Annotated in this window: 18 protein-coding genes and 1 pseudogene; 9 read left to right on the top strand and 10 right to left on the bottom strand. The window is 73.2% G+C overall.

From position 1 onward, the window contains the following. The first annotated feature begins 70 nt into the window (after positions 1-70). On the top strand, positions 71-709 hold the full coding sequence (eda, locus tag HNR10_RS14675) for a bifunctional 4-hydroxy-2-oxoglutarate aldolase/2-dehydro-3-deoxy-phosphogluconate aldolase (protein WP_179824014.1): 639 nt from the start codon (positions 71-73) through the stop codon (positions 707-709). Between the two features lie 83 nt (positions 710-792). Here the strand turns inward: eda and HNR10_RS14670 are convergent, their stop codons facing one another. The 7 genes from HNR10_RS14670 to HNR10_RS14640 all read right to left on the bottom strand — a co-directional run bounded on the left by HNR10_RS14670 (position 793) and on the right by HNR10_RS14640 (position 6,929). Next, positions 793-1,542 (bottom strand): hypothetical protein, encoded by a 750-nt coding sequence (locus HNR10_RS14670; protein WP_246407763.1) that lies wholly within the window; start codon positions 1,540-1,542, stop codon positions 793-795. Positions 1,543-1,657: 115 nt separating this feature from the next. Next, positions 1,658-2,137 carry a hypothetical protein gene (locus HNR10_RS14665; RefSeq protein WP_179824013.1) on the bottom strand — a complete coding sequence of 160 codons (480 nt, stop codon included), beginning with the start codon at positions 2,135-2,137 and terminating at the stop codon, positions 1,658-1,660. 85 nt (positions 2,138-2,222) lie between these two features. Continuing rightward, positions 2,223-2,996: a TetR/AcrR family transcriptional regulator gene (locus HNR10_RS14660; RefSeq protein WP_179824012.1), complete on the bottom strand. Its 774-nt coding sequence runs from the start codon at positions 2,994-2,996 to the stop codon at positions 2,223-2,225. Between the two features lie 121 nt (positions 2,997-3,117). After that, complete coding sequence (locus HNR10_RS14655) at positions 3,118-3,981, bottom strand: ABC transporter permease (protein ID WP_179824011.1); 864 nt, start codon at positions 3,979-3,981, stop codon at positions 3,118-3,120. Next, positions 3,978-4,946 (bottom strand): ATP-binding cassette domain-containing protein, encoded by a 969-nt coding sequence (locus HNR10_RS14650; protein WP_179824010.1) that lies wholly within the window; start codon positions 4,944-4,946, stop codon positions 3,978-3,980. The genes HNR10_RS14655 and HNR10_RS14650 overlap by 4 nt, the downstream gene beginning before the upstream one ends. A gap of 482 nt (positions 4,947-5,428) precedes the next feature. Next, positions 5,429-6,154 (bottom strand): class I SAM-dependent methyltransferase, encoded by a 726-nt coding sequence (locus HNR10_RS14645; protein ID WP_179824009.1) that lies wholly within the window; start codon positions 6,152-6,154, stop codon positions 5,429-5,431. A gap of 139 nt (positions 6,155-6,293) precedes the next feature. Further along, positions 6,294-6,929: a TetR/AcrR family transcriptional regulator gene (locus HNR10_RS14640; protein WP_179824008.1), complete on the bottom strand. Its 636-nt coding sequence runs from the start codon at positions 6,927-6,929 to the stop codon at positions 6,294-6,296. A 154-nt stretch (positions 6,930-7,083) separates the two neighbouring features. On the opposite strand from HNR10_RS14640, the gene HNR10_RS14635 reads away from it, so the two are divergent. Further along, a complete protein-coding gene (locus HNR10_RS14635; protein ID WP_246406238.1) occupies positions 7,084-8,682 on the top strand; it encodes an ABC-F family ATP-binding cassette domain-containing protein in 1,599 nt (532 codons plus the stop codon). 39 nt (positions 8,683-8,721) lie between these two features. Here the strand turns inward: HNR10_RS14635 and HNR10_RS14630 are convergent, their stop codons facing one another. After that, on the bottom strand, positions 8,722-9,303 hold the full coding sequence (locus tag HNR10_RS14630; RefSeq protein WP_179824003.1) for a DNA-3-methyladenine glycosylase I: 582 nt from the start codon (positions 9,301-9,303) through the stop codon (positions 8,722-8,724). A 113-nt stretch (positions 9,304-9,416) separates the two neighbouring features. Here HNR10_RS14630 and HNR10_RS14625 point away from each other — a divergent pair, with 113 nt between their 5' ends. The 4 genes and pseudogenes from HNR10_RS14625 to HNR10_RS14610 all read left to right on the top strand — a co-directional run bounded on the left by HNR10_RS14625 (position 9,417) and on the right by HNR10_RS14610 (position 14,428). After that, on the top strand, positions 9,417-9,995 hold the full coding sequence (locus tag HNR10_RS14625) for a GNAT family N-acetyltransferase (RefSeq protein ID WP_218897787.1): 579 nt from the start codon (positions 9,417-9,419) through the stop codon (positions 9,993-9,995). Positions 9,996-10,011: 16 nt separating this feature from the next. Continuing rightward, positions 10,012-10,611: an HD domain-containing protein gene (locus HNR10_RS14620; RefSeq protein WP_246406236.1), complete on the top strand. Its 600-nt coding sequence runs from the start codon at positions 10,012-10,014 to the stop codon at positions 10,609-10,611. A gap of 322 nt (positions 10,612-10,933) precedes the next feature. Beyond that, entirely contained in the window at positions 10,934-12,898 is a 1,965-nt protein-coding gene (locus HNR10_RS14615; protein ID WP_179824001.1) for a M3 family metallopeptidase, read from the top strand. Between the two features lie 173 nt (positions 12,899-13,071). Next, positions 13,072-14,428, top strand: a pseudogene (locus HNR10_RS14610) (erythromycin esterase family protein). A 14-nt stretch (positions 14,429-14,442) separates the two neighbouring features. Here the strand turns inward: HNR10_RS14610 and HNR10_RS14605 are convergent. Beyond that, the gene (locus HNR10_RS14605) at positions 14,443-15,168 is read right to left on the bottom strand and encodes a TetR/AcrR family transcriptional regulator (protein WP_179823999.1); all 726 of its coding nucleotides are present in this window, start codon (positions 15,166-15,168) and stop codon (positions 14,443-14,445) included. 128 nt (positions 15,169-15,296) lie between these two features. Between HNR10_RS14605 and HNR10_RS14600 the strand changes: the two genes are divergently transcribed. After that, positions 15,297-16,304: an NAD-dependent epimerase/dehydratase family protein gene (locus HNR10_RS14600; protein WP_179823997.1), complete on the top strand. Its 1,008-nt coding sequence runs from the start codon at positions 15,297-15,299 to the stop codon at positions 16,302-16,304. A gap of 91 nt (positions 16,305-16,395) precedes the next feature. On the opposite strand, the gene HNR10_RS14595 is transcribed toward HNR10_RS14600, so the two are convergent. Continuing rightward, positions 16,396-17,271: a helix-turn-helix transcriptional regulator gene (locus HNR10_RS14595; protein ID WP_179823995.1), complete on the bottom strand. Its 876-nt coding sequence runs from the start codon at positions 17,269-17,271 to the stop codon at positions 16,396-16,398. A gap of 104 nt (positions 17,272-17,375) precedes the next feature. Between HNR10_RS14595 and HNR10_RS14590 the strand changes: the two genes are divergently transcribed. Continuing rightward, a complete protein-coding gene (locus tag HNR10_RS14590; protein ID WP_179823993.1) occupies positions 17,376-18,929 on the top strand; it encodes an MFS transporter in 1,554 nt (517 codons plus the stop codon). After that, complete coding sequence (locus HNR10_RS14585) at positions 18,913-19,371, top strand: hypothetical protein (protein WP_179823991.1); 459 nt, start codon at positions 18,913-18,915, stop codon at positions 19,369-19,371. Before HNR10_RS14590 ends, HNR10_RS14585 begins: the two co-directional genes overlap by 17 nt. The last annotated feature ends 22 nt before the right edge of the window (positions 19,372-19,393 follow it).

The following is a 19,393-nucleotide window of genomic DNA, read 5'->3' as shown; positions in this document are numbered from 1 at the left end:
TGGGCTACCACCCTCAACCGAGGCGCTTGACGCCCAGCCCCCTGCTGAACGAACCCTGGAGAACACGCGCATGACGACCACACCCCGCTCTGGAGCGGACATCCTGGACCTCGCCCCGGTCATGCCGGTGGTCGTGGTCTCCGACGCCGAGACGGCGGTGCCGCTGGCCCGCGCGCTCGTGGCGGGCGGGCTGCCCGGCATCGAGGTGACCCTGCGGACCCCGGCCGCCCTGGAGGCGATCGAGCGGATCGCCGCCGAGGTGCCCGAGGCCGTCGTGGGCGCGGGAACGGTGGCCACACCCGAGCAGGCGCGGGCGGCGGCCGAGGCGGGCTCCCGCTTCCTGGTCAGCCCCGGCTGCACCGCCGACCTGGCCCAGGGCATGGCCGACACCGGCCTGCCCTTCCTGCCGGGTGTGGGCACGGTGTCCGAGGCCCTGGCGCTCATGGAGCGCGGGATCACCGCGATGAAGTTCTTCCCGGCCGAGGCGGCGGGCGGGGTGCCGTTCCTGAAGTCGCTGGGCGGCCCTCTGCCGCAGGTGCGGTTCTGCCCGACCGGCGGCATCACGGCCGCGTCCGCGCCCACCTACCTGGCGCTGCCCAACGTCGGCTGCGTCGGCGGTAGCTGGCTGACCCCGGCCGACCTGGTGTCGGCGGGGGCGTGGGACAAGGTCGAGGCGCTGGCCCGCGAGGCCGCCGCCCTGCGCGGCTGAGCCCCGACAGGACCGGAACGGCCGTGCGTGACCAGGAGGAGGCGCACGGCCGTTCGGGTGTCCGGGAGGCGTCCCCCCCGCGGTCACTCCACGCGGGACACGGCGTCGCAGAGCAGGTCCACGGCCGCCTGGGCGCGGCCCGCCTCGTCGAGCGTCTCCTCGACCTCCGCGTCCGCGGACAGGACCTCGACCTCCACGACGAGGTTGTCCAGGCGGTACAGGGCGTGGCCGGAGCCGCTCAGGGTCCCGCTGAGCGGGAGCCTGCCGTCCGGGCAGGTCGGGGACTCGGAGCCGTCCGATTCCGGCCGGCTGGAGTAGTAGTGGTCCGTGGCGGCCTCGATGCCGTTCTCCTTGCGGATCCCGTCCACCTGACTGGTGAAGACGGTGGTGCGGAGGTTCACCTCGTGCCCGGCCGTGGCCCCGTGCCCGGGGAAGACGACGCACTCCAGGCCCTCGCCGCCGTAGGCGTGGGAGTGATCGGCCTCGTAGACCTCCAGGTGGTCACCGTTTCCGGCGATCTCGCTCGCGGCCTCGACGTCCAGGAGTTCGCACGGGTCCCGCGGAGCGGAGTAGACGTCCTCCGGACCGAACCAGCCGAAGTAGTAGGCGCCGCCGACTCCGGCACCCGTCAGGGCGAGGAGCAGGAGCGTGGCGCAGCCGCAGCCGATCCAGGCGAGGGTCCTGCCGCCCGAGCCCTTCTCCGCCGGGGGCCGATGGACGGGTGGCGAACCGGGCGGCGGACCACCCTGGGGTGCTCCGGGGGAGGGCACCGGCCGGCCGGGCTGGTGTGGCGGAGGGGGACCCTGGGGAGGCGGGACGCCGTGTTCGTGCATGCTCGTACACTAGCCAGCCGCGTCGCCCGGGAACGGGCCGTGTTCCTGCCACACCCGGCCACACCCGGCCGCATCCGGCCGTAGCGGCGGCGGGCGGCCGTAGCCGGGATCGTCCTCAGGGCCCCCTCAGGTCGCGGTCGAGGTCGTCGTCGGCCGGGGGCAGGGACGTCGGCGAAGCGAGGCGCGCCTCGTGCTCGTCGAGCTTGGGCAGGTACGTGCGCACGTCCTGCTCCAGTCGCCGCCAGGCGCGGTCGGTGTCGCCGAGTGTCGACGGACGCGGGCTGAACCGGCGCTCGTCGGCCGCGCGGACGAGCTCGTTGTGGCGCCGGATGAGCTCGTCGGCGCGACGCAGGTCGTCCTCGGCCGTACCGAGGGCCTGTGCGGCCTCCTCCCGCGCGTGTCCGCCCCGCACGAGCGCGATGTCGCGCAGCAGGGTCTCGTGGACGCGGAGCAGCTCGGCGCCGGGTTCGTCCAGTTGCCGCCTGGCCGTGGTGATCCGGGCGATCAGCAGGCGGCGCTCGGAGACGTACCGCGCGTGGAAGGGCCAGAAGGCGACCACGAGCACGACGCAGAGGATGAGGGCGAGCAGCAGCATCCGAACCAGCTCCCGGTGTCGGTTCCCACTCCCTTGGGCGCGCCGACCGGGCGGAAGGTTCCGCAGATCCCCGCCGAGAAGCCCCTCAGGCGCCGCCGTTCCCGGCCGAGCGGGCCTCCACCAGGACCTGGATCCCGTCCAGGACCCGCTCCAGGCCGAACGCGAACTCGTGGTCGGGGGCGTAGACGGTCTGGTGGGCGGCCCCCACGGCGCCGCCCACCCGCGAGGCCAGGGGGAAGTCCTCGTCGTCGACCAGGGCCGCCAGCAGGGGGCCGTAGGTGCGCCACCACTGCTCGACGTCCATCCCCGACTCCCGTTCCGCCTCGGTCAGCGCCAGGGTCTGCCGGGCGGTGCTCTCCACGTATCCGTTGACCAGGCTGACCGTGGAGTCCATCTCGATCTCGGTCAGGCCGAGGCCGTCCACGGCGGCGAGTTCCCGGTCGTACTTGGCGAGGCAGTGCGGGCCCAGCAGGCGCATGGTGACGGTCTGCAGGATCCACGGGTGGCGCGTGTACAGGCGGCGGTTGGCGTGGGCCACCTCGGTGAGGCGGTCGCGCCAGTGCTCCGGAGGCGCGTCCGCGTACATGCGCGCGTAGGCGGCGTCGACCATGAGGTCGATGAGTTCGCCCTTGCCGGGAACGTAGGTGTACAGCGACATCGTGCCCACGCCCAGGCGGTCGGCGACGCGGCGCATGGACAGCGCGCCCAGCCCCTCGGCGTCGGCCAGTTCGGAGGCCGCGGCCACGATCCGGTCCACGCTCAGGTCCGGCTTGTTCCGACGGCTGGTCGGCTCCCCCCGGCGCCACAGCAGGGCCATGCTGCGGGCGGGATCACTGGGCTTGTTGCGCTGCGTGGACATGGGCCGTCCTGGTCGTGGGCCGTGGCGGTACGGGTCAGTGTACGTCGGGGCGGTCCGGTCCCGGTGTGGAAGGGGACCGCCCCGACGGGGGCCGCGGTCAGTCCTCGGGTCAGTCCTCGGGTCAGTCCTCCAGGTGGCGGAACCGGTGGACGCACAGCGGGGCGAACACCGCCGTGATCAGCAGCGGCCACACGACCGCCATGAGGACGGCGTTCTGCGCGATCCAGGACTCCCCGCCCCAGCCCGGGTTGCCGAACAGCTCCCGGGCGGCGGCGACGGTGGACGACATCGGGTTCCAGTCGGCCACCGCGCCCAGCCAGACGGGCATGGTGGCGGTCGCGACGAAGGCGTTGGACAGGAAGCCCAGCGGGAACTCCATGGTTTGCACGGTCGTGACCACGGAGTCGCCCTTCACGAGGAGCCCGAGGTAGATTCCGACCCACACCAGGGCGAACCGCAGCAGGAGCAGCAGCCCCAGCGCGGCCAGCGTCGGTCCGGCCCCGCCGTGCCACTGCCAGCCGACGAGTAGGCCGGAGCCCACCAGGACGGCCAGGGTCACCGCGGACTTGAGCATGTCGGCGGCACAGCGGCCGACGACGACCGCCGACGACGCCATCGGCATCGAGCGGAAGCGGTCGGTGACCCCGCGCGAGGTGTCGTTGACGACCGCGGTCACCGTCTCGCCCAGTCCGAAGACCATGGTCATGGCGAACATGCCGGGGATCATGAACTCGCGGTAGTCCCCGCCGCCGGGCACGGTCATCCCGCCCCCGAAGAGGTAGCCGAAGATCAGCACCATCAGGATCGGGAAGAGCAGGCCGGCGACGAGCGCGCCGGGTCGGCGCAGCCAGTGCGTGACGTCGCGCCGCGTGACGGTCCAGCCGTCGGCGACCGCCCACGCGAGCCGGGCGGCCCCGGTCGGCGGTGCGGTCGGCACCGCGGTGTCGCCGGCGGTGTGGTCGGCGGGTGCGGTGGTGGTGCTCATGCGGCCTCCTCGGTCTCGTCCTCGCGGTCGCCGGTGAGGTGCAGGAACACCTCGTCCAGCGTGGGTCGGCGCAGGGCGACGTCCGCCACGCCCACACCGCTCTCCTCCAGTGCGCGCACGGCCCCGGTCAGGGCCGCCACACGGTCTGTTACGCCGACGCTGAGCAGGCATTTCGCGTCGTCGACCGCCACGGGGCCGCCGACCAGCTCTTCGATGATCCGCGCCGACAGCGCCAGGTGCCCGGCGTCGTGCAGGACCACGTCGAGCCGGTCGCCGCCCAGGCGCTCCTTGAGCCGTGCCGGGCTGCCCTCGGCGACGACCCGACCGGAGTCGATCACCGAGACCTCGTCGGCGAGCTGGTCCGCCTCCTCCAGGTACTGGGTGGTCAGCAGGACGGTGGTGCCGTCGGCGACGAGGCGGCGCACCGCCGACCACACCTCGCCGCGCCCGCGCGGGTCGAGCCCCACGGTGGGCTCGTCCAGGAAGAGCACGGGCGGGGCCAGGATCATGCTCGCCGCCAGGTCGAGCCTGCGGCGCATGCCGCCCGAGTAGCCGCCGACCGGTCGGGAGCCGGTGTCGTCGAGGCCGAAGCGCTCCAGGAGCTCGTCCGCCCGACGACGGGCCGGCCTGGCGCCGAGGTGGTAGAGGCGGCCGAACATCTCCAGGTTCTGGCGTCCGCTGAGGACCTCGTCCACGGCGGCGTTCTGGCCGACCAGACCGATCCGGTAGCGGACCTGGGCCGCCTCGGCGGCGACGTCGTACCCGGCGACGCGGACGGTCCCCTCGTCGGCTCGCAGGAGCGTGGTGAGGATGCGCACGGCCGTGGTCTTGCCGGCGCCGTTGGGGCCGAGGAGTCCGCGCACGCTCCCGGCGGCCACCTCCAGATCGAACCCGCGCAGGGCCCACGACCTGCCGTACCTCTTGCCCACGCCCCGCGCGCTGATGGCGGACGGTGTCTGTGTCATGGCGCCTCCCTCTGTGCCGTACGCCGTACAGTACAGCGTACGGAACAGCGGAACGCAAGGGTGCGCCGAGATATTCCGTACGTTGTACGGATCCGGGGGCGGGTCGCGGCCCGGTCCGCGCGCCGGAGGGCGTGCGGGAGTGGCGGAGGGGCTGGACTGGGGGAGTCGAACGAGGCGAGCGCGCGGATCCGGCGAGGGCCGTGCAGAGGGGCCGCGGGCCTGTCGGGAGGGCCGAAGGCGGCGCGCGGGTGCGGCAGGGACCGGACCCATGGGGTGCAGGTGAGAGGAGTGCACGGGTGCGGCGGGGGGCTAGCGCGGCGGGTCCGCGGGGTCGGCGGGAAGACCGAGGGCGGAGCGCGGGCGGTGGACCGTGGGATTCGGCGGGTGTGCCGGAGGGCGCCGAGCGGAAGCGTGCGCGCGCGGGGACCCTCGGCCCAATGGGCCTCCGGCGCCGGTGGGGCGGAGGCGCGAGGGGCGCGGGCTCAGCGGACGGGCTGTCCGGCTCCCTGGTCCGGCATGCGGAAGAAGATCATCGGGTTGTGGGTGCTCGTGCGGACCGGTTCGCCCAGGCCCAGGTCCTCCCGCAGCTCCATGAGCGCGGTATAGGGGGCGGGCGCCTTCCTGCGGGAGACCGTGAGGAAGTCGGTGCCGGTCCGGCGCAGCCACGACAGCACCACGGCGCCCTCGGTCAGGGGCAGGGCCCGCTTGCCGTGGAACACGTCGTGGACGCTCACCGGCGTCCCGGGTGCCACGCGCGGGAACAGGTCTGCCAGGTACCACTTCGCGAAGCGGCCGTTGTGCGCGGCGTCCACGAACAGGTACTCGATGCCCTCGGGGACCTCGCCCATGTTCTGGCGCACGTCGCCCTTGTGGAACTCCCAGCGGCCCAGCGCCAGCTCGTCCGGCACGTTCGCCACCACGTTGTCCACGATGTCGAAGGAGTGCAGCGTCCCCCGGCCGTTGTCGCGCAGCGCGGACAGGATCCACGTGGTCGACCAGCCGTGGAAGGTGCCCAGCTCCATCACCGTCTCCGGCCGCCGCTCGCGCAGGAGGAGGTAGGTGATCTCCGCCTCCAGGTCGTCCAGCTGGGGGGTCATCCGGCCGTCGGTGCGCCGGAGGAACTCCCGCTGGGCGTCCCGGACCTCGGCCAGCGGACCGCGGTACCTGCGGTACAGGTCACCGATCAACGACAGGTCGAGGTTCTCCATACCGTCCCCTCCAGGGATACGCGGCGCGGTCGCGCGCGGTGCGGGGCCGACGCGTGGTTTCACCCTATCGCCGGGCGCGGCGCTCGCAGCGTTCCTCAGGCGCGAGTCCCGTAGCCCGTCCGGCCTCCCGCGGCCCCGCTCACGCGGGACGCGAGGGCGTCGCCGCGTTCCTGAAGGCGCCCCGGGCAGCGGCGTCGGCGGCGAGGCCGGCCGCCCGTCGAACGTCGGACTCGGTGACCGGTTCACGGCTGACGAAGAGCCGGTAGTACACGGGCGCGACCGCGGCGCGCACCACCTCGTGGACGTCGGTGTCCTCGGGCACCTCGCCCCGTTCGATCGCGTCCGTCACGACCACGGCCGCGCGTGCGTGGCGGTCGGCCATGAACACGCGCAGGGCCGCGGCGACCTCGGGGGAGGCGAAGGCCGCGGCGACGGAGGCGGCCGACACGTCGCGTTCGGGTGCGTCCGTGAACCCCCTGACCACGGTCTCGGCGAGGTCGACGAGGTCCGCGCGCAGGTCGCCGGTGCGAGCGGGTTCCCACTCGTGGGTGGTCGACCACTCCAGAGCCGCGGACAGCAGGCCGTCGACCCCGCCCCAGCGTCGGTAGACGGTGGCCTTGTGCACGCCCGAGCGGGCGGCCACGCGCTCGACGGTGAGGGCGCCGTAGCCGTGTTCGCCCAGCTCGTCGAGGGTGGCTCGAAGTACGGCGGCGGTGTTGCGGGCGGTGCGTCCGCCGGGGCGGGCGGATCCGGGGCTCTTCGTGTCCGAGGTCATAACGCAACTGTAGTTGCATTTGAAGTGCCCGTGTACCATGCTTCCTATCGCGATAATAGTCGCATCAAGCTCGCTCGAAGGAGGAGATCACGATGGGCTACTCCGCCCGCGCCCCCAGGTCCCGTCCGTGTCCCCTTCCCCTTGTGAGGTCTGCTTGTCCTTTTCCGTCGTCATCTCCGGTCTGACCTTCTCCTGGCCGGACGGATCACCGGTCTTCACCGGGCTGGACGCGGCCTTCGGTCCGGGCCGCACCGGACTCATCGGTCGCAACGGCTGTGGAAAGTCCACCCTGCTCACCCTCATCGAGGGACGGAACCGGCCGGAGTCGGGCACCCTGGCCGTGTCCGGAACCGTGGGCTACCTGGACCAGGGGCTCACCCTGGACACCGGGCGGTCCGTCGCCGCACTCCTCGGGATCGACCGCGCCCGTGACGCCCTGCGGGAGATCGAGGCCGGCCGCGCCACCGAGGAGAACTTCGCCGCCGTGGGCGAGGACTGGGACGTCGAGGAGCGCGCCCTCTCCCAGCTCCAGCGGTTCGGCGTCGAACTCGACGGGGCGGAACCGCTCGACCGGTCCGTGGACACGCTGTCGGGCGGGGAGGCGGTCCTGACCGGGCTCGCGGGACTGGCCCTGCGCCGGCCGTCCGTCACACTGCTCGACGAACCCACCAACAACCTCGACCGGGACGCCCGTGAGCGGCTCTACGACGCGGTCGGCTCCTGGCCGGGCGTCCTCATCGTGGTCAGCCACGACCGGGAGCTGTTGGAGCGGGTCGACCAGATCGCCGAACTGCGTGAGGGACGCCTGCGCACGTGGGGCGGCAACTACTCCGCCTACACCGCACAGCTGGCCGCGGAACAGGAGGCCGCCCGGCGCATGGTGCGCTCGGCCGAGGCCGACGTGCGCAGGGAGAAGCGCCAGCTGGCCGACGCGCAGGTCAAGCTCGCCAGGAGGGTGCGCTACGGAAAGAAGATGTACGACACCAAGCGCGAGCCGCGCGTGGTGATGAAGCAGCGCAAGCGCGACGCCCAGGTCGCGGCGGGCAAACACCGGATCATGCAGGAGGGGAAGCTGGCCGACGCCAGGCAGGACCTGGACCGGGCGGAGGAGGCGGTGCGCGACGACGCCGCCATCCGCGTGGACCTGCCGGGCACCGAGGTCCCGGCCGGTCAGGACGTCCTGGAGCTGCTCGTCCCCGGCGGGCGGCGGCTGTCCGTGCGCGGGCCGGAGCGGATCGCGGTCGTCGGACCGAACGGTTCGGGCAAGACCACCCTGCTCAGGGCCGTCGTGGGCCAGGGGGAGAGTCCGGTCGCGGAGGTCGTGCGGGTCACCGGTCGGATCGGCTACCTGCCGCAGCGGCTGGACGTGCTCGACGACGACCTGAGTGTGCTCGACAACGTGCGGGCCGCGGCACGGTCCGCGACGCCGCACCGGGTCCGGGCCAACCTGGCGCGGTTCCTGCTCCGGGGCGACCGGGTGGACCAGCGGGCGGGCGACCTCTCCGGCGGGGAGCGGTTCCGGGTGTGCCTGGCCCGGCTGCTGCTCGCCGACGCACCGCCGCGGCTGCTGGTCCTGGACGAGCCCACCAACAACCTGGACCTGGACAGCCAACGGCAGCTGGCCGAGGCGCTGTCGGGCTACCGGGGCGCGCTGCTGGTGGCCGGGCACGACCAGGCGTTCCTGCGGGAGATCGGAGCGGTCCGCCGCTGGTCCCTCAGGCGGGGGAGCGCCCCGGTGGACACACCCGCCTAGGGCGGGTCCGGGGCCCGGCCCACCGGACCGGCGGCGGCTCTACGGGGTCGCCGCCGGTTTGGCGGGACAGCCGACCAGATGGTCCTCGACCAGCCCGTTGGCCTGGAGGTAGGAGTAGACGATGGTGGTGCCGACGAAGTTGAAGCCGCGCTTCTTGAGGTCCTTGCCGATCCGGTCCGACAACGGGGTGCTGGCCGGGACCTCGGCGGCGTCCGTGAAGTGGTGGACGACCGGCGTGTGGTCCACCCACGCCCACAGGTAGTCGGCGAAGGTGCCGAACTCCTTCTGCACGCGCAGGAAGGCCTGCGCGTTGCGGACGGCGGAGGCGACCTTGAGGCGGTTGCGGATGATCCCGGGGTCGGCCAGGAGGCGGTCGGTGTCGGCCTGCCCGTACTGCGCGATCCGGTGGACGTCGAAGCCGTCCATGGCCGCGCGGTAGTTCTCGCGCTTGTTGAGCACGGTCGACCAGGACAGCCCGGCCTGGGCGCCCTCCAGCACCAGCATCTCGAACAGGTGGCGGTCGTCGTGGGAGGGGCGCCCCCACTCGGTGTCGTGGTAGGCGCGCATCAGTTCCGAGGAGCCCTGCGCCCAGGAACACAGTCGGTCGTCGGTCGGGGGCATGGCGACTCCTCGGAGTGCTGGTGTGCGGTGGCCGTCTCCCATGGTGGCAGCGCCGGAGGACAGAGCGGGGAAAGGCGTTGTGGGGCGGGTCCTCCGTGGAGGAGGATCGAGCCATGACGGATATCGACGCGAGCGCGGACCCGCCGGGACAGAGCGCCCGGCGGGTGCGCCTCGTGGAACTCGGCGTACCGGCCCTCGCGGCACTGGCCGACGGGGACCTGGACGCGGCGAGTACGGCCGCGGGGGCCGAGCTGGGGACCTACTTCCTGGGCGAGACCTGGTGGTGGCGGTTGCGGCAGTCCCAGCTCATGGACGACCCGCACCGCGCCGGCTGGCTGGCCCACGTGGCCGTCGACGCCGACGCCGGGGGGCCGAGCGCGGCGGTCGGGTTCGCCAGCTTCCACGGGCCGCCGGACGACCACGGGATGGTCGAGATCGGCTACGCCGTGGCGCCGGAGTTCCGCCGCCGCGGCTACGCGAGGGGTATCGTGGCGGCGCTGATCGCCCGGGCCGCCACGGCACCGGAGGTCACGACGGTCCGCGCGGCGATCAGTCCGGACAACCCAGCGTCGCTGGCGGTCATCGCCGGATTCGGCTTCGAGCACGTGGGCCAGCAGTGGGAGAAGGCGGACGGTCTGGAGTACCTGTACGAACGCCCGGTGGCCTTGCCGCCCGATCCCTCCGGACCCTAGAGTCCGGTCGGAACCGATGGGAGTTCCCTTCGCCTGGGACGGGGGCGGTATGACGCTGGTGCTCGAACCACTGCCCGAGGCGGGTGCGCGCGTGCTGGCGGAGTGCGGTGCGCCGCCCAGGCTCGTCGCCCACGGCCGGCTCGTGCACGAGGTCGCGGTCCGGTTGCTCGACTGGCTGGGCCGGCACCACCCCGGCCTGGAGGTGGACACCGGAGCCGTCCGCTTCGGGGCCGCCGTACACGACATCGGCAAGACCGTCCACCCCGAGGAGCTGTCCGCGCCCGGACACCGCCATGAGCGGGCGGGCGAACGACTGCTGCTCGACCGCGGCACGCCCCCGCACCTGGCACGGTTCTGCGCCACCCACGGGGACTGGGCCGACGCGGACCGGACGCTGGAGGACCTGCTGGTCAGCCTGGCCGACAAGGTGTGGAAGGGCGCGCGGAACGAGGAACTGGAACTGCGGGTGGTCCGGTGGATCGCCGACACGGAGGGACTCCCGGCGTGGGAGGTCTTCGCCGCTCTGGACGACGCGCTCCAGGAACTGGCCGACGGCGCCGACCGGAGGCTGGCCGAGCAGGCCCGCCACCCCGTGACCGGGCCCGCCGGGCCCTGAGCCCGGTGCCTCAACTGGACACGAGTGCGGAAACCGGGGCGTCTCCTCCTCCCCATGGGCCGTCCACCGCCGAAGGATGAGACATTCGGCCCCGGTCGCGGCGCTGCGGTGCGCAACCGTCCAACGTCACCCGAAGGTCGCGTGACAGGGCGAGTCGGGCGCGATAGAACGGCAGGCAGTGTCCCGGACGCGCGGACCACCGCCGGCGGTTCCCGGCCGTCCCGACGTGCCCAGCAGCAGTCTCGGCTCGCCACGACGTTCCCGCCGCCGCACCGGAGCGGGTCGCACGGGCCGATGCGCACCGACTCCAGGAGCCGCAGCCTTGACCGACAACCCCTTCTTCGCGCCCAGCACCCTCCCCTACGGACTGCCGGACTTCGCCGCCGTCCGCGAGGAGCACTTCGTCCCGGCGTTCGAACGGGGAATGGCCGACCACCTGGCCGAGGTCGAGGCGATCGCGCACGATCCGGAGCCGCCGACCTTCGACAACACCCTCGCTGCCCTGGAACGGTCCGGGCGGATCCTGCACCGCGTCCAGACGGTGTTCGACACCCTGGCCGAGTCCGACGGGAGCGAGGGGATCTGGGCGATCGAGCGGGAGCTGGCACCGCGGCTCGCCCGTCACCGGGACGCGATCACACTCCACCGCCCCCTGTGGGAGCGCATCAAGCGCGTCACCGCCGGCGATCCCGAGGAGGCCCGCCTGCTGGAGCGCTACCGCACGGACTTCGTCAAGGCCGGAGCCGACCTGACCGAGGACCAGCAGGCCCGGTTGCGCGAGCTGAACGGAGAACTCGCCGAGCTCTCCACGGAGTTCGCCCAGAACGCCCTCAGATCCGCCACCGAGTCCGCGCTCGTCGTCCGGGACGCCGCCGAGCTCGACGGGTTGGACGAGGCCCGGATCCGCGCGATCGAGAAGGACGGCGAGTACGTCCTCCCGCTGCTGAACAGCACCGTGCAGCCCGCGCTCGCCCAGCTCACCGACCGTGCCACGCGCGAGCGGCTCTACACCCTCAGCGCCGAGCGCGCCCCCGAGAACCTCCCGCTCGCCGTTCGGATGACGAAGCTGCGCGCCGAGCGCGCCGTCCTGCTCGGCTACCCCGACCACGCCGCCTACAAGGTCGCCGACCAGACGGCCAGGACCGTCGACGCCGTCGAGGAGCGCCTCGGACAGCTCGTCGGCCCGGCCGTCCGCAACGCGCTGAAGGAGGCCGAGGCTCTCGCCGAACAGGCCGGGCACGCCATCGAGCCGTGGGACTGGTCCTTCTACACCGAGAAGGTCCGCCAAGCGCGCTACGACATCGACGAGGACGCCCTGCGGCCCTTCTTCGAGCTGAACCGGGTCTACGAGGACGGGGTCTTCCACGCCGCCGCCCTCCTGTACGGCGTGACCCTCACCGAGCGGGACGACCTGCGCGGATACCACCCGGACGTGCGCGTGTGGGAGGTCTTCGACCAGGACGGGGCCGCGCTCGGGCTCTTCCTGCTCGACCCCTACGCCCGCTCGACCAAGCGCGGCGGCGCATGGATGCACAACCTGGTCGAGCAGTCGTTCCTGCTGGACGAGCGTCCCGTGGTCGTCAACAACCTCAACATCACCAAGCCGGAGGCCGGGCCGACGCTGCTCACCCTGGACGAGGTGCGGACGGCCTTCCACGAGTTCGGCCACGCCCTCCACGGCCTGTTCTCGTCGGTCCGCTTCCCCCGCCTCGAGGGCACCAACGTGCCGCGCGACTTCGTGGAGTACCCGTCCCAGGTCAACGAGATGTGGATGTTCCGGCCGGAGATCCTCGCGAACTACGCCGGACACCACGAGACCGGCGAGCCGCTCCCGGACGACCTCGTCGCGAAGCTGACCGCGGCCGAGACCTTCGACCAGGGCTTCGCGATGGTGGAGTACCTGGCGGCCGCCCTGCTCGACTGGTCCTGGCACCGGATCGGCGCGGACGAGGACGTGGATCCGGCCGAGTTCGAGGCACGCGCGCTCCAGCGGTGGGGCCTGGACCTCGACCAGATCCGCCCGCGCTACCGCACCGCCTACTTCCTGCACATCTTCGCCGGCGACTACCACGCGGGCTACTACTCCTACGTGTGGAGCCAGGTGTTCGACGCCGAGAGCGTGGAGTGGTTCACCGCCAACGGCGGCCCGACCAGGGAGAACGGTGACCGCTTCCGGGAACTGGTGCTGGCGCGCGGCGGGAGCGTCGACCCGCTGGACGCCTTCCGCGAGTTCCTCGGTCGCGACGCGGAGATGGGCCCGCTCCTGCGCCGCAAGGGACTGGAGTAGCACCGAGCGGCGGGGCCGTCCACGTCCGGGCGGCCCCTCCGCCCGACCTCTCCCGATCTTTTGCCTCGACGAACGCATACCCGACGTTCTCCCTGGTAGGGGCCTTGCAGGAGGGCGGTTCGGCCCGCGCCGCGGGCCCCGCGACCGGTCGAGGCACCGAAGGGAGCGCGACCATGGACGAGGTCGGGAGCATCCACGGCACCTTCCATCCGCTGTCGGACACCGCGGCGCTCGATCCCCTGGTGGACCGGGTGGGCGGCGCCCGCTACGTCCTCCTGGGGGAGGCGTCGCACGGCACGTCGGAGTTCTACCGCTGGCGCGCGGCGATCACCGCGCGGCTGATCGCGGAGAAGGGCTTCTCGTTCGTCGCGGTGGAGGGGGACTGGCCCGACTGCCTGGACCTGCACCGCTACGTCGTCGGAGCCCCGGAACCGCCCGGGGACCCCCATGCGGCGCTGGCGGGCTTCGAGCGCTGGCCGCGCTGGATGTGGGCGAACGAGGAGACGCTCGGCTTCCTGCTCTGGCTGCGCCGGCACAACGTCCCTGCCCGCCGGCTCCCGGGCCGGCTTCTTCGGCCTGGACGTCTACAGCCTGTGGGACTCGCTGCGCGCGATCCTGGACTTCCTGCGCGAGCACGAGCCCGACCGGGTCGGTGCCGCGCTGGAGGCCTACCGGTGCTTCGAGCCCTACGCCGAGGACGCGCAGGCCTACGCCCTGTCCAGCAGCCTGGTGCCCGCCAGGTGCGAGTCGGAGGTCGTCGCCCTGTTGGCGGAGCTGCGGCGCCGCGCCCCCACGGGCGCCGAGGAGCCGGGGCACGGCTCCGGCCCCGCCCCTGACGGAGACGGCCTCGCCCCCGACGGAGGCGGCCTCGAACGGCTCGCGGCCGAGCAGAACGCCGAGGTCGTCGCGAACGCCGAGAGCTACTACCGTTCCATGGTCCACGGCGGACCCTGCTCCTGGAACATCCGTGACCGGCACATGGTCGCGACCCTGGACCGCCTCATGGACCACCACGGACCAGAGGCCAAGGCCGTCGTGTGGGCGCACAACACGCACGTCGGCGATGCCCGCGCGACCGACATGGCGTCGGCGGGCATGGTGAACGTCGGTCAGCTCGTCCGTGAGGCGCACGCCGTCGACGGTGTGGTCGCCGTCGGGTTCGGCTCCTACGAGGGCACCGTGATCGCGGGCGACCACTGGGGCGCGGAGCCGCGGGTGATGACCGTTCCGCCCGCCCGGCCGGGAAGCCTGGAGGCGCTGCTGCACCGGGCCCTGCCGGGCGAGGAGGCGCTGTGCGTGTTCCCGGATCCGCCCGGCCAGGGCGACTGGATGCGCCGGACACTGGACCACCGGGCGATCGGCGTGGTGTACCGGCCGCGGGCGGAGGCCTGGGGGAACTACGTCCCCACCGTGGTCGCCCGTCGCTACGACGCCTTCGTCCACTGTGACCGCACGCGCGCGCTCACCCCGCTCGGCCGCGAGGACGAGCCCGTCCCGGGCGAGCCGGAGACCTACCCGACGGGGGTGTGAGCGGAGCGTCCGCGTCAGGCTCCGGGGAGGCCGACGGCGCGTGCCGTCGTGCGCGCCACGCGCTCCAGGTGTGCCTCGCGGGCGTCGATGATGTTGTCGTAGTGGCCGAAGAGCTCGAAGCCGACCGTTCCGAACAGCGCCGTCCACGCGTCGATGACGGCGAGGGCCGTCTCGGGCGGGGCACTGGTGAGCATCTCGGCCTGGTCGGGGTCCATGTCGGCGGCGACGTCCCCGATACGGGCCACGAGGTCGGCCCGCAGCTCCGGCGGCACGGGTGTGCGGTCCGCGGGGTCCAGCCCCGGCCCCAGGCGGGCGTCGTGGGCGATCCGGGTGAGGAGCAGGACGACGCGGGTGGCCGGCTCGGTGGTGTCGCGCGGCGCGGCGTAGCCCGGCACCGGTGAGCCGTAGATCAGGGCGTACTCGTGCGGGTGGGCCAGCGCCCACGCGCGGACCGCCCGGAAGACGGCGGTCCAGCGGCCCACGTGGTCGTCGCGGTCGACGGCGGACTCCGCCTCGCCCGCCGCGTCCGCCGCCCCTTCGTAGGCCGCGACGATGAGCGCGGTCAGCAGCGCGTCGCGGTTCGGGAAGTACCGGTAGACCGCCGACGCGGCCATGCCGAGCTCGCGCGTGACGGCGCGCACCGAGAGGCCGGCCGCGCCGCGTTCGGCGAGGTGGCGGCGGGCGACCTCGGTGATCTCGGCGACGTACTCGGCGCGGACGCGGTCTCGGATGCCAGACATGCGGGCGAGTCTGCCACGAAAGATCAGTGATGTGAAGTGCGAACACTGATCTTGACTCGGTGGCCCAATGGTGGAACGCTGTTCTTGAGCGAGATCACTGTTCTCGCCAGTATCGAGAAGGGTCCACCATGTCTTTCCACGTCATCGTCGGCGCCGGAGCGCTCGGCACCTCCCTCGCCCTCCAGCTCGCCGACGCCGGTACCCGGGTCCGGATCGTCACGCGCTCCGGCGGCGGTCCCGAGCACCCGCTGGTCGAGCGGGTGAAGGCCGACGCGACCGACGCGGACGAGCTCGCCCGGCTCACGCGCGGCGCCGAGGTCCTCTACAACTGCGCCAACCCGCCCTCCTACGAGATGTGGGAGCGGCTCTGGCCCCCGCTGGCCGCGTCCCTGCTGGAGGCCGCCGAGCGGACCGGAGCGGTCCTGGCCATCGGCGGCAACCTCTACGGCTACGGCCCGGTCGAGGGGCCGATCCACCGCGACCTGCCCCTGGCCGCGACCGATCACAAGGGGCGGCTGCGCGCGCGGATGTGGGCGGAGGCGCTGGCCCGCCACGAGGCGGGCGCCGTCCGGGTGACCGAGGTGCGCGCCTCGGACTACATGGGCTCCATGAAGCCGATGGGCAGCTACCCCGAGCTCTACGCCGACCAGGCGCGCGTCCGGCGCCGCGTGTTCACCTTCGCCGACCCCGACCAGGTGCACAGCGTCACCTACGTGCCCGACGTCGCCCGCACACTGGCCGCGGTGGCCACCGACGAGCGGGCGTGGGGGCTGGGCTGGCACGTGCCCTCGCCCGAGGCGCGCACGGTACGGGAGATGGTGGCCGACATGGCGCGGGAGTTCGGGGTCGGCCGCCCCTCCGTGTCGCGGATCCCGCGGCCGCTGTTGCGGGGGGCCTTCCGGTTCTCTCCGTTCCTGCGGGAAGTGGGGGAACTGCTCTACCAGTGGGACGCCCCCTACGTCATCGACGCCGACGTGACCACGGAGGTCTTCGGGGTCGAGGCGACGCCGTGGGAGGAGATCGTGCGCGCCACGGCCGCCGGGCTCGAGGCGCGGGCCTCCCATGGCTCCCGCGGCCCGCGTGGCTCGCGGGCGGGGCGGGCGTCACGTCCGGGCAGCCCGACCCGGTCGTCGTGACGGCGGCTCCGCGCGGGCGAGGAGCGGTCGGCGGGCGACGACGGGCGGGGGAGGAGCGGCCGCCGGGGGACGGTCGACGCGGCAGGGACGGCTACGGCCGTACCGGGGTCCTCCGCGCGTCGCCCGGCGCCTCCTCCGGCCTGGCCAGGAGGCGCAGCGCGTCGGCCGAACCGGAGTCGTTCGGGGTGTAGACCTCCAGGCGGTGGTCGGGGCTGTCCGGCTGGAGCCACACCTGGTAGGTCACGCTGAGCGCACCGGCCGTGGGGTGCTGGAGGTGCATCGGCGCCGCGGTGCAGTCCATGACCTCGCCGTCGGCCCACAACGACGCGAAGGCGGAGCTGCCCATGGTGATCTCGCCGATGAGCGCGGCCAGCCGGGCGTCGTCGGGGTAGCGGCCGGCGGTCAGGCGCAGGTAGCCGACGTGGATCTCGGCGAGCTCGGACCAGTTGCGGTAGAGGTCGCGGGTGAGGGGGTCGAGGAAGAACAGGCGCGGGACCGACGGGCGCCGGTCCGGGTCGCGCGGGGCGTCGAAGGGCAGGTGCTCCGCGGTGATCGCGTGACCGGCGCGATTCCAGGCCAGGACGTCGCCGCGCCGGCCCAGCACGACCGCCGGCGTGGCCTCGTCGAGCGCGTCGAGGAGGGCGAGGACGCGGTCGTGCGGATGCTCCTCGGGGGGTTCGCTCAGCCCGGACCTGGTCGAGCGGCGGGCGAGGTTGCGCAGGTGCGCGGCCTCCACGTCGTCGAGCCGCAGCACCCGGGCCAGGGAGTCGAGGACCTGCTCGGAGGCGGTCTCGGCCAGCCCCTGCTCCAGCCGCGTGTAGTAGCCCGCGCTCACCCCGGCGAGCTGGGCGAGCTCCTCGCGCCGCAGCCCGGGCACACGGCGGGAGCTCCCGTAGGTCCGCAAGCCGATGTCGGCGGGGGTGATCCGGTCACGGCGGTTCTTCAGAAACGTCCCGAGGCTCTCCATGCCGCCGACCCTAGGCGGTGCGCCGCGATCCAGCCTGTACCTGTCGGGTGTACCCACAGCACGGGGATGGCTGGGCACCGGCGACCGCGACGAGCATGGCCGCCATGACGAAGACACCACGACGCCGGAAGGGCGGCGCACCCTCCGACCTCCGGGCCTGGCTCGGCCTCCTGATCGTTCTCGGACCCGTCCTCCTCGTGTCCATGGACGGCTCGATCCTGTTCCTGGCCATGCCCCGGGTCAGCCAGGCCCTCGCACCGAGCGCCGACCAGGCGCTGTGGATCCTGGACGTGTACGGCTTCGCCGTCGGCTCCCTGCTGATCGCCTTCGGCAACCTCGGCGACCGCTACGGCCGGCTGCGCCTGCTGCTGGTCGGAGCGACGGTGTTCGGCCTCGGTTCCGTCGGAGCGGCCCTCGCGCCGACACCCGAACTGCTGATCGCCGCCCGGGCCCTGATGGGGGCGGCCGGGGCGACCCTGCTGCCCTCCGCGCTCGCCGTCCTGAGCGAACTGTTCCCCGAGCCGCGGCGCAGGGCACGGGCCATCGGCATCTTCGCCGCCGCGTTCGCGGCCGGTTTCGCGATCGGCCCGGTCGTGGGCGGCGTGCTGCTGGAGCGGTTCTGGTGGGGCTCGGTGTTCCTGGTGAACCTGCCCGTCATCGCCCTGTTCCTGGTGTTCGCGCCGATCCTCCTCGGCGAGGTGCGCGCCACCCGTCCCGGACGCGTCGACGTCCTGAGCGTGGCGACCTCAGCGGCGGGACTGCTGCTCGCGATCTACGGCCTCAAGCACCTGGCGGCCGAGGGGACGTCCCCCGCCTCCCTGGCCGCTCTCGTCCTCGGGCTCGCCCTGGTGGCGTGGTTCGCCGCGCGCCAGCGGACCCTCGACGACCCGCTGATCGACTTCTCCCTCTTCCGCGACCGCGTCTTCACCATCGCGATCATCACCGGCCTGCTGCCGCTGGCCGCCTGGTCGGCGATCGCCTACCTGGCCGGGATGTACCTGCAGTCCGTTCTCGGCCTCGACGTCCTGCGCGCGGCCCTGCTCGCCCTGCCGGGCGCGGCGGTCCTGACGCTCACCTCGATCGTCACTCCCGCCGTCGTCGACCGCGTCGGCAAGCGCGCGGTGCTGGTCACCGCCCACGTCGCCATCGCGGTGGGCCTGCTGCTCCTGCTCGCCACCACGGTCGGCGGGGGGACGGTCTGGTACGTCCTGTCCGCGGCCATCGCGGGCATCGGCTACGGGATCTCCTTCAGCGTCGTCGCCGACACCGCCGTCGGCGCGGTGCCGCCCGAACGCGCCGGCTCGGCCGGGGCCATCGCCGAGACGAGCAACGAGATCGGCAACGCGCTCGGCATCGCCCTCCTCGGCTCCCTCGCCGCCCTGGTGTTCCGCCTCCAGGGCCCGGGCCTGGCCCCGACGCTGGACGAGACCCTGCACCTGCCGGAACTCGCCGGCGCCGCCGCACTGGAGGCGAGGACGGCCTTCGTCGGCGGCCTGCACCTGGTCGCCGTGGTCGCGTCGGCGCTGCACGTGGTCCTCGGCGCGGCGGCCCTCCGCTGGCTCCCCCGGCCCCGGCCGCGTGACCTCCGCGAAGTCCCTGACGGGGTCCTAGGATCGACTGCGGAGGGGGAGGTGGACGACCATGGTGCAGGAGTCTGAACAGCGGGCCGCGCAGGCAGCCGCCTGCGCGGCCATCGAGGAGTACCTCGCGGGACGCCTGGAGAGGACGCTGAGCGTGTACCGCAAGGCGCGGCAGGCGGACGGAGCCGCGCGGGGCGCGGGGGAGGCCATGGCGGACCTGCACGCCGAGGACCTGGCCGCGTGGCAGGAGCACGGATACCTCAGTCACGCGAACGCCGCCGCGGTCGTCGACGTCTTCTATGAACGGAGCATCGCCCAGGCGGCCCGTGCGCTGCGCCAGGCACCGAGGAACACCGAGCGGTGGGAGCGCTGCCGGGCCCGGTACCACTCGCTGCGACACGAGAAGGCGGCCGTCGAGGCCTGGCTGGTCGCGCAGGGATGGGACCTGGAACTTCGGGCCACCGACCACGAGACCGAGCGGGGCGTGGCCGGTCACCGCTGGACCTCCGCCAGTCGGTGAGCACGTGAGGAACTCAGCGCGG

Origin of the sequence: Nocardiopsis aegyptia (genome assembly GCF_013410755.1) — a bacterium.
GTDB classification, from domain to species: Bacteria; Actinomycetota; Actinomycetes; order Streptosporangiales; family Streptosporangiaceae; genus Nocardiopsis; species Nocardiopsis aegyptia.
The sequence above is the reverse complement of the archived record's forward strand: the minus strand, read 5'-3'. Positions and strand labels throughout refer to the sequence as shown.

What these genes read in the sequence shown, in the direction of transcription:
- HNR10_RS14670 (WP_246407763.1), bottom strand. Translation starts at nt 1,542, where the DNA reads ATGCACGAACACGGCGTCCCGCCTCCCCAGGGTCCCCCTCCGCCACAC.
- HNR10_RS14645 (WP_179824009.1), bottom strand. Translation starts at nt 6,154, where the DNA reads ATGGAGAACCTCGACCTGTCGTTGATCGGTGACCTGTACCGCAGGTAC.
- HNR10_RS14640 (WP_179824008.1), bottom strand. Translation starts at nt 6,929, where the DNA reads ATGACCTCGGACACGAAGAGCCCCGGATCCGCCCGCCCCGGCGGACGC.
- HNR10_RS14665 (WP_179824013.1), bottom strand. Translation starts at nt 2,137, where the DNA reads ATGCTGCTGCTCGCCCTCATCCTCTGCGTCGTGCTCGTGGTCGCCTTC.
- HNR10_RS14660 (WP_179824012.1), bottom strand. Translation starts at nt 2,996, where the DNA reads ATGTCCACGCAGCGCAACAAGCCCAGTGATCCCGCCCGCAGCATGGCC.
- HNR10_RS14655 (WP_179824011.1), bottom strand. Translation starts at nt 3,981, where the DNA reads ATGAGCACCACCACCGCACCCGCCGACCACACCGCCGGCGACACCGCG.
- HNR10_RS14595 (WP_179823995.1), bottom strand. Translation starts at nt 17,271, where the DNA reads ATGGAGAGCCTCGGGACGTTTCTGAAGAACCGCCGTGACCGGATCACC.
- HNR10_RS14590 (WP_179823993.1), top strand. Translation starts at nt 17,376, where the DNA reads ATGACGAAGACACCACGACGCCGGAAGGGCGGCGCACCCTCCGACCTC.
- HNR10_RS14600 (WP_179823997.1), top strand. Translation starts at nt 15,297, where the DNA reads ATGTCTTTCCACGTCATCGTCGGCGCCGGAGCGCTCGGCACCTCCCTC.
- HNR10_RS14585 (WP_179823991.1), top strand. Translation starts at nt 18,913, where the DNA reads ATGGTGCAGGAGTCTGAACAGCGGGCCGCGCAGGCAGCCGCCTGCGCG.
- HNR10_RS14630 (WP_179824003.1), bottom strand. Translation starts at nt 9,303, where the DNA reads ATGCCCCCGACCGACGACCGACTGTGTTCCTGGGCGCAGGGCTCCTCG.
- HNR10_RS14605 (WP_179823999.1), bottom strand. Translation starts at nt 15,168, where the DNA reads ATGTCTGGCATCCGAGACCGCGTCCGCGCCGAGTACGTCGCCGAGATC.
- HNR10_RS14620 (WP_246406236.1), top strand. Translation starts at nt 10,012, where the DNA reads ATGGGAGTTCCCTTCGCCTGGGACGGGGGCGGTATGACGCTGGTGCTC.
- HNR10_RS14650 (WP_179824010.1), bottom strand. Translation starts at nt 4,946, where the DNA reads ATGACACAGACACCGTCCGCCATCAGCGCGCGGGGCGTGGGCAAGAGG.
- eda (WP_179824014.1), top strand. Translation starts at nt 71, where the DNA reads ATGACGACCACACCCCGCTCTGGAGCGGACATCCTGGACCTCGCCCCG.
- HNR10_RS14625 (WP_218897787.1), top strand. Translation starts at nt 9,417, where the DNA reads ATGACGGATATCGACGCGAGCGCGGACCCGCCGGGACAGAGCGCCCGG.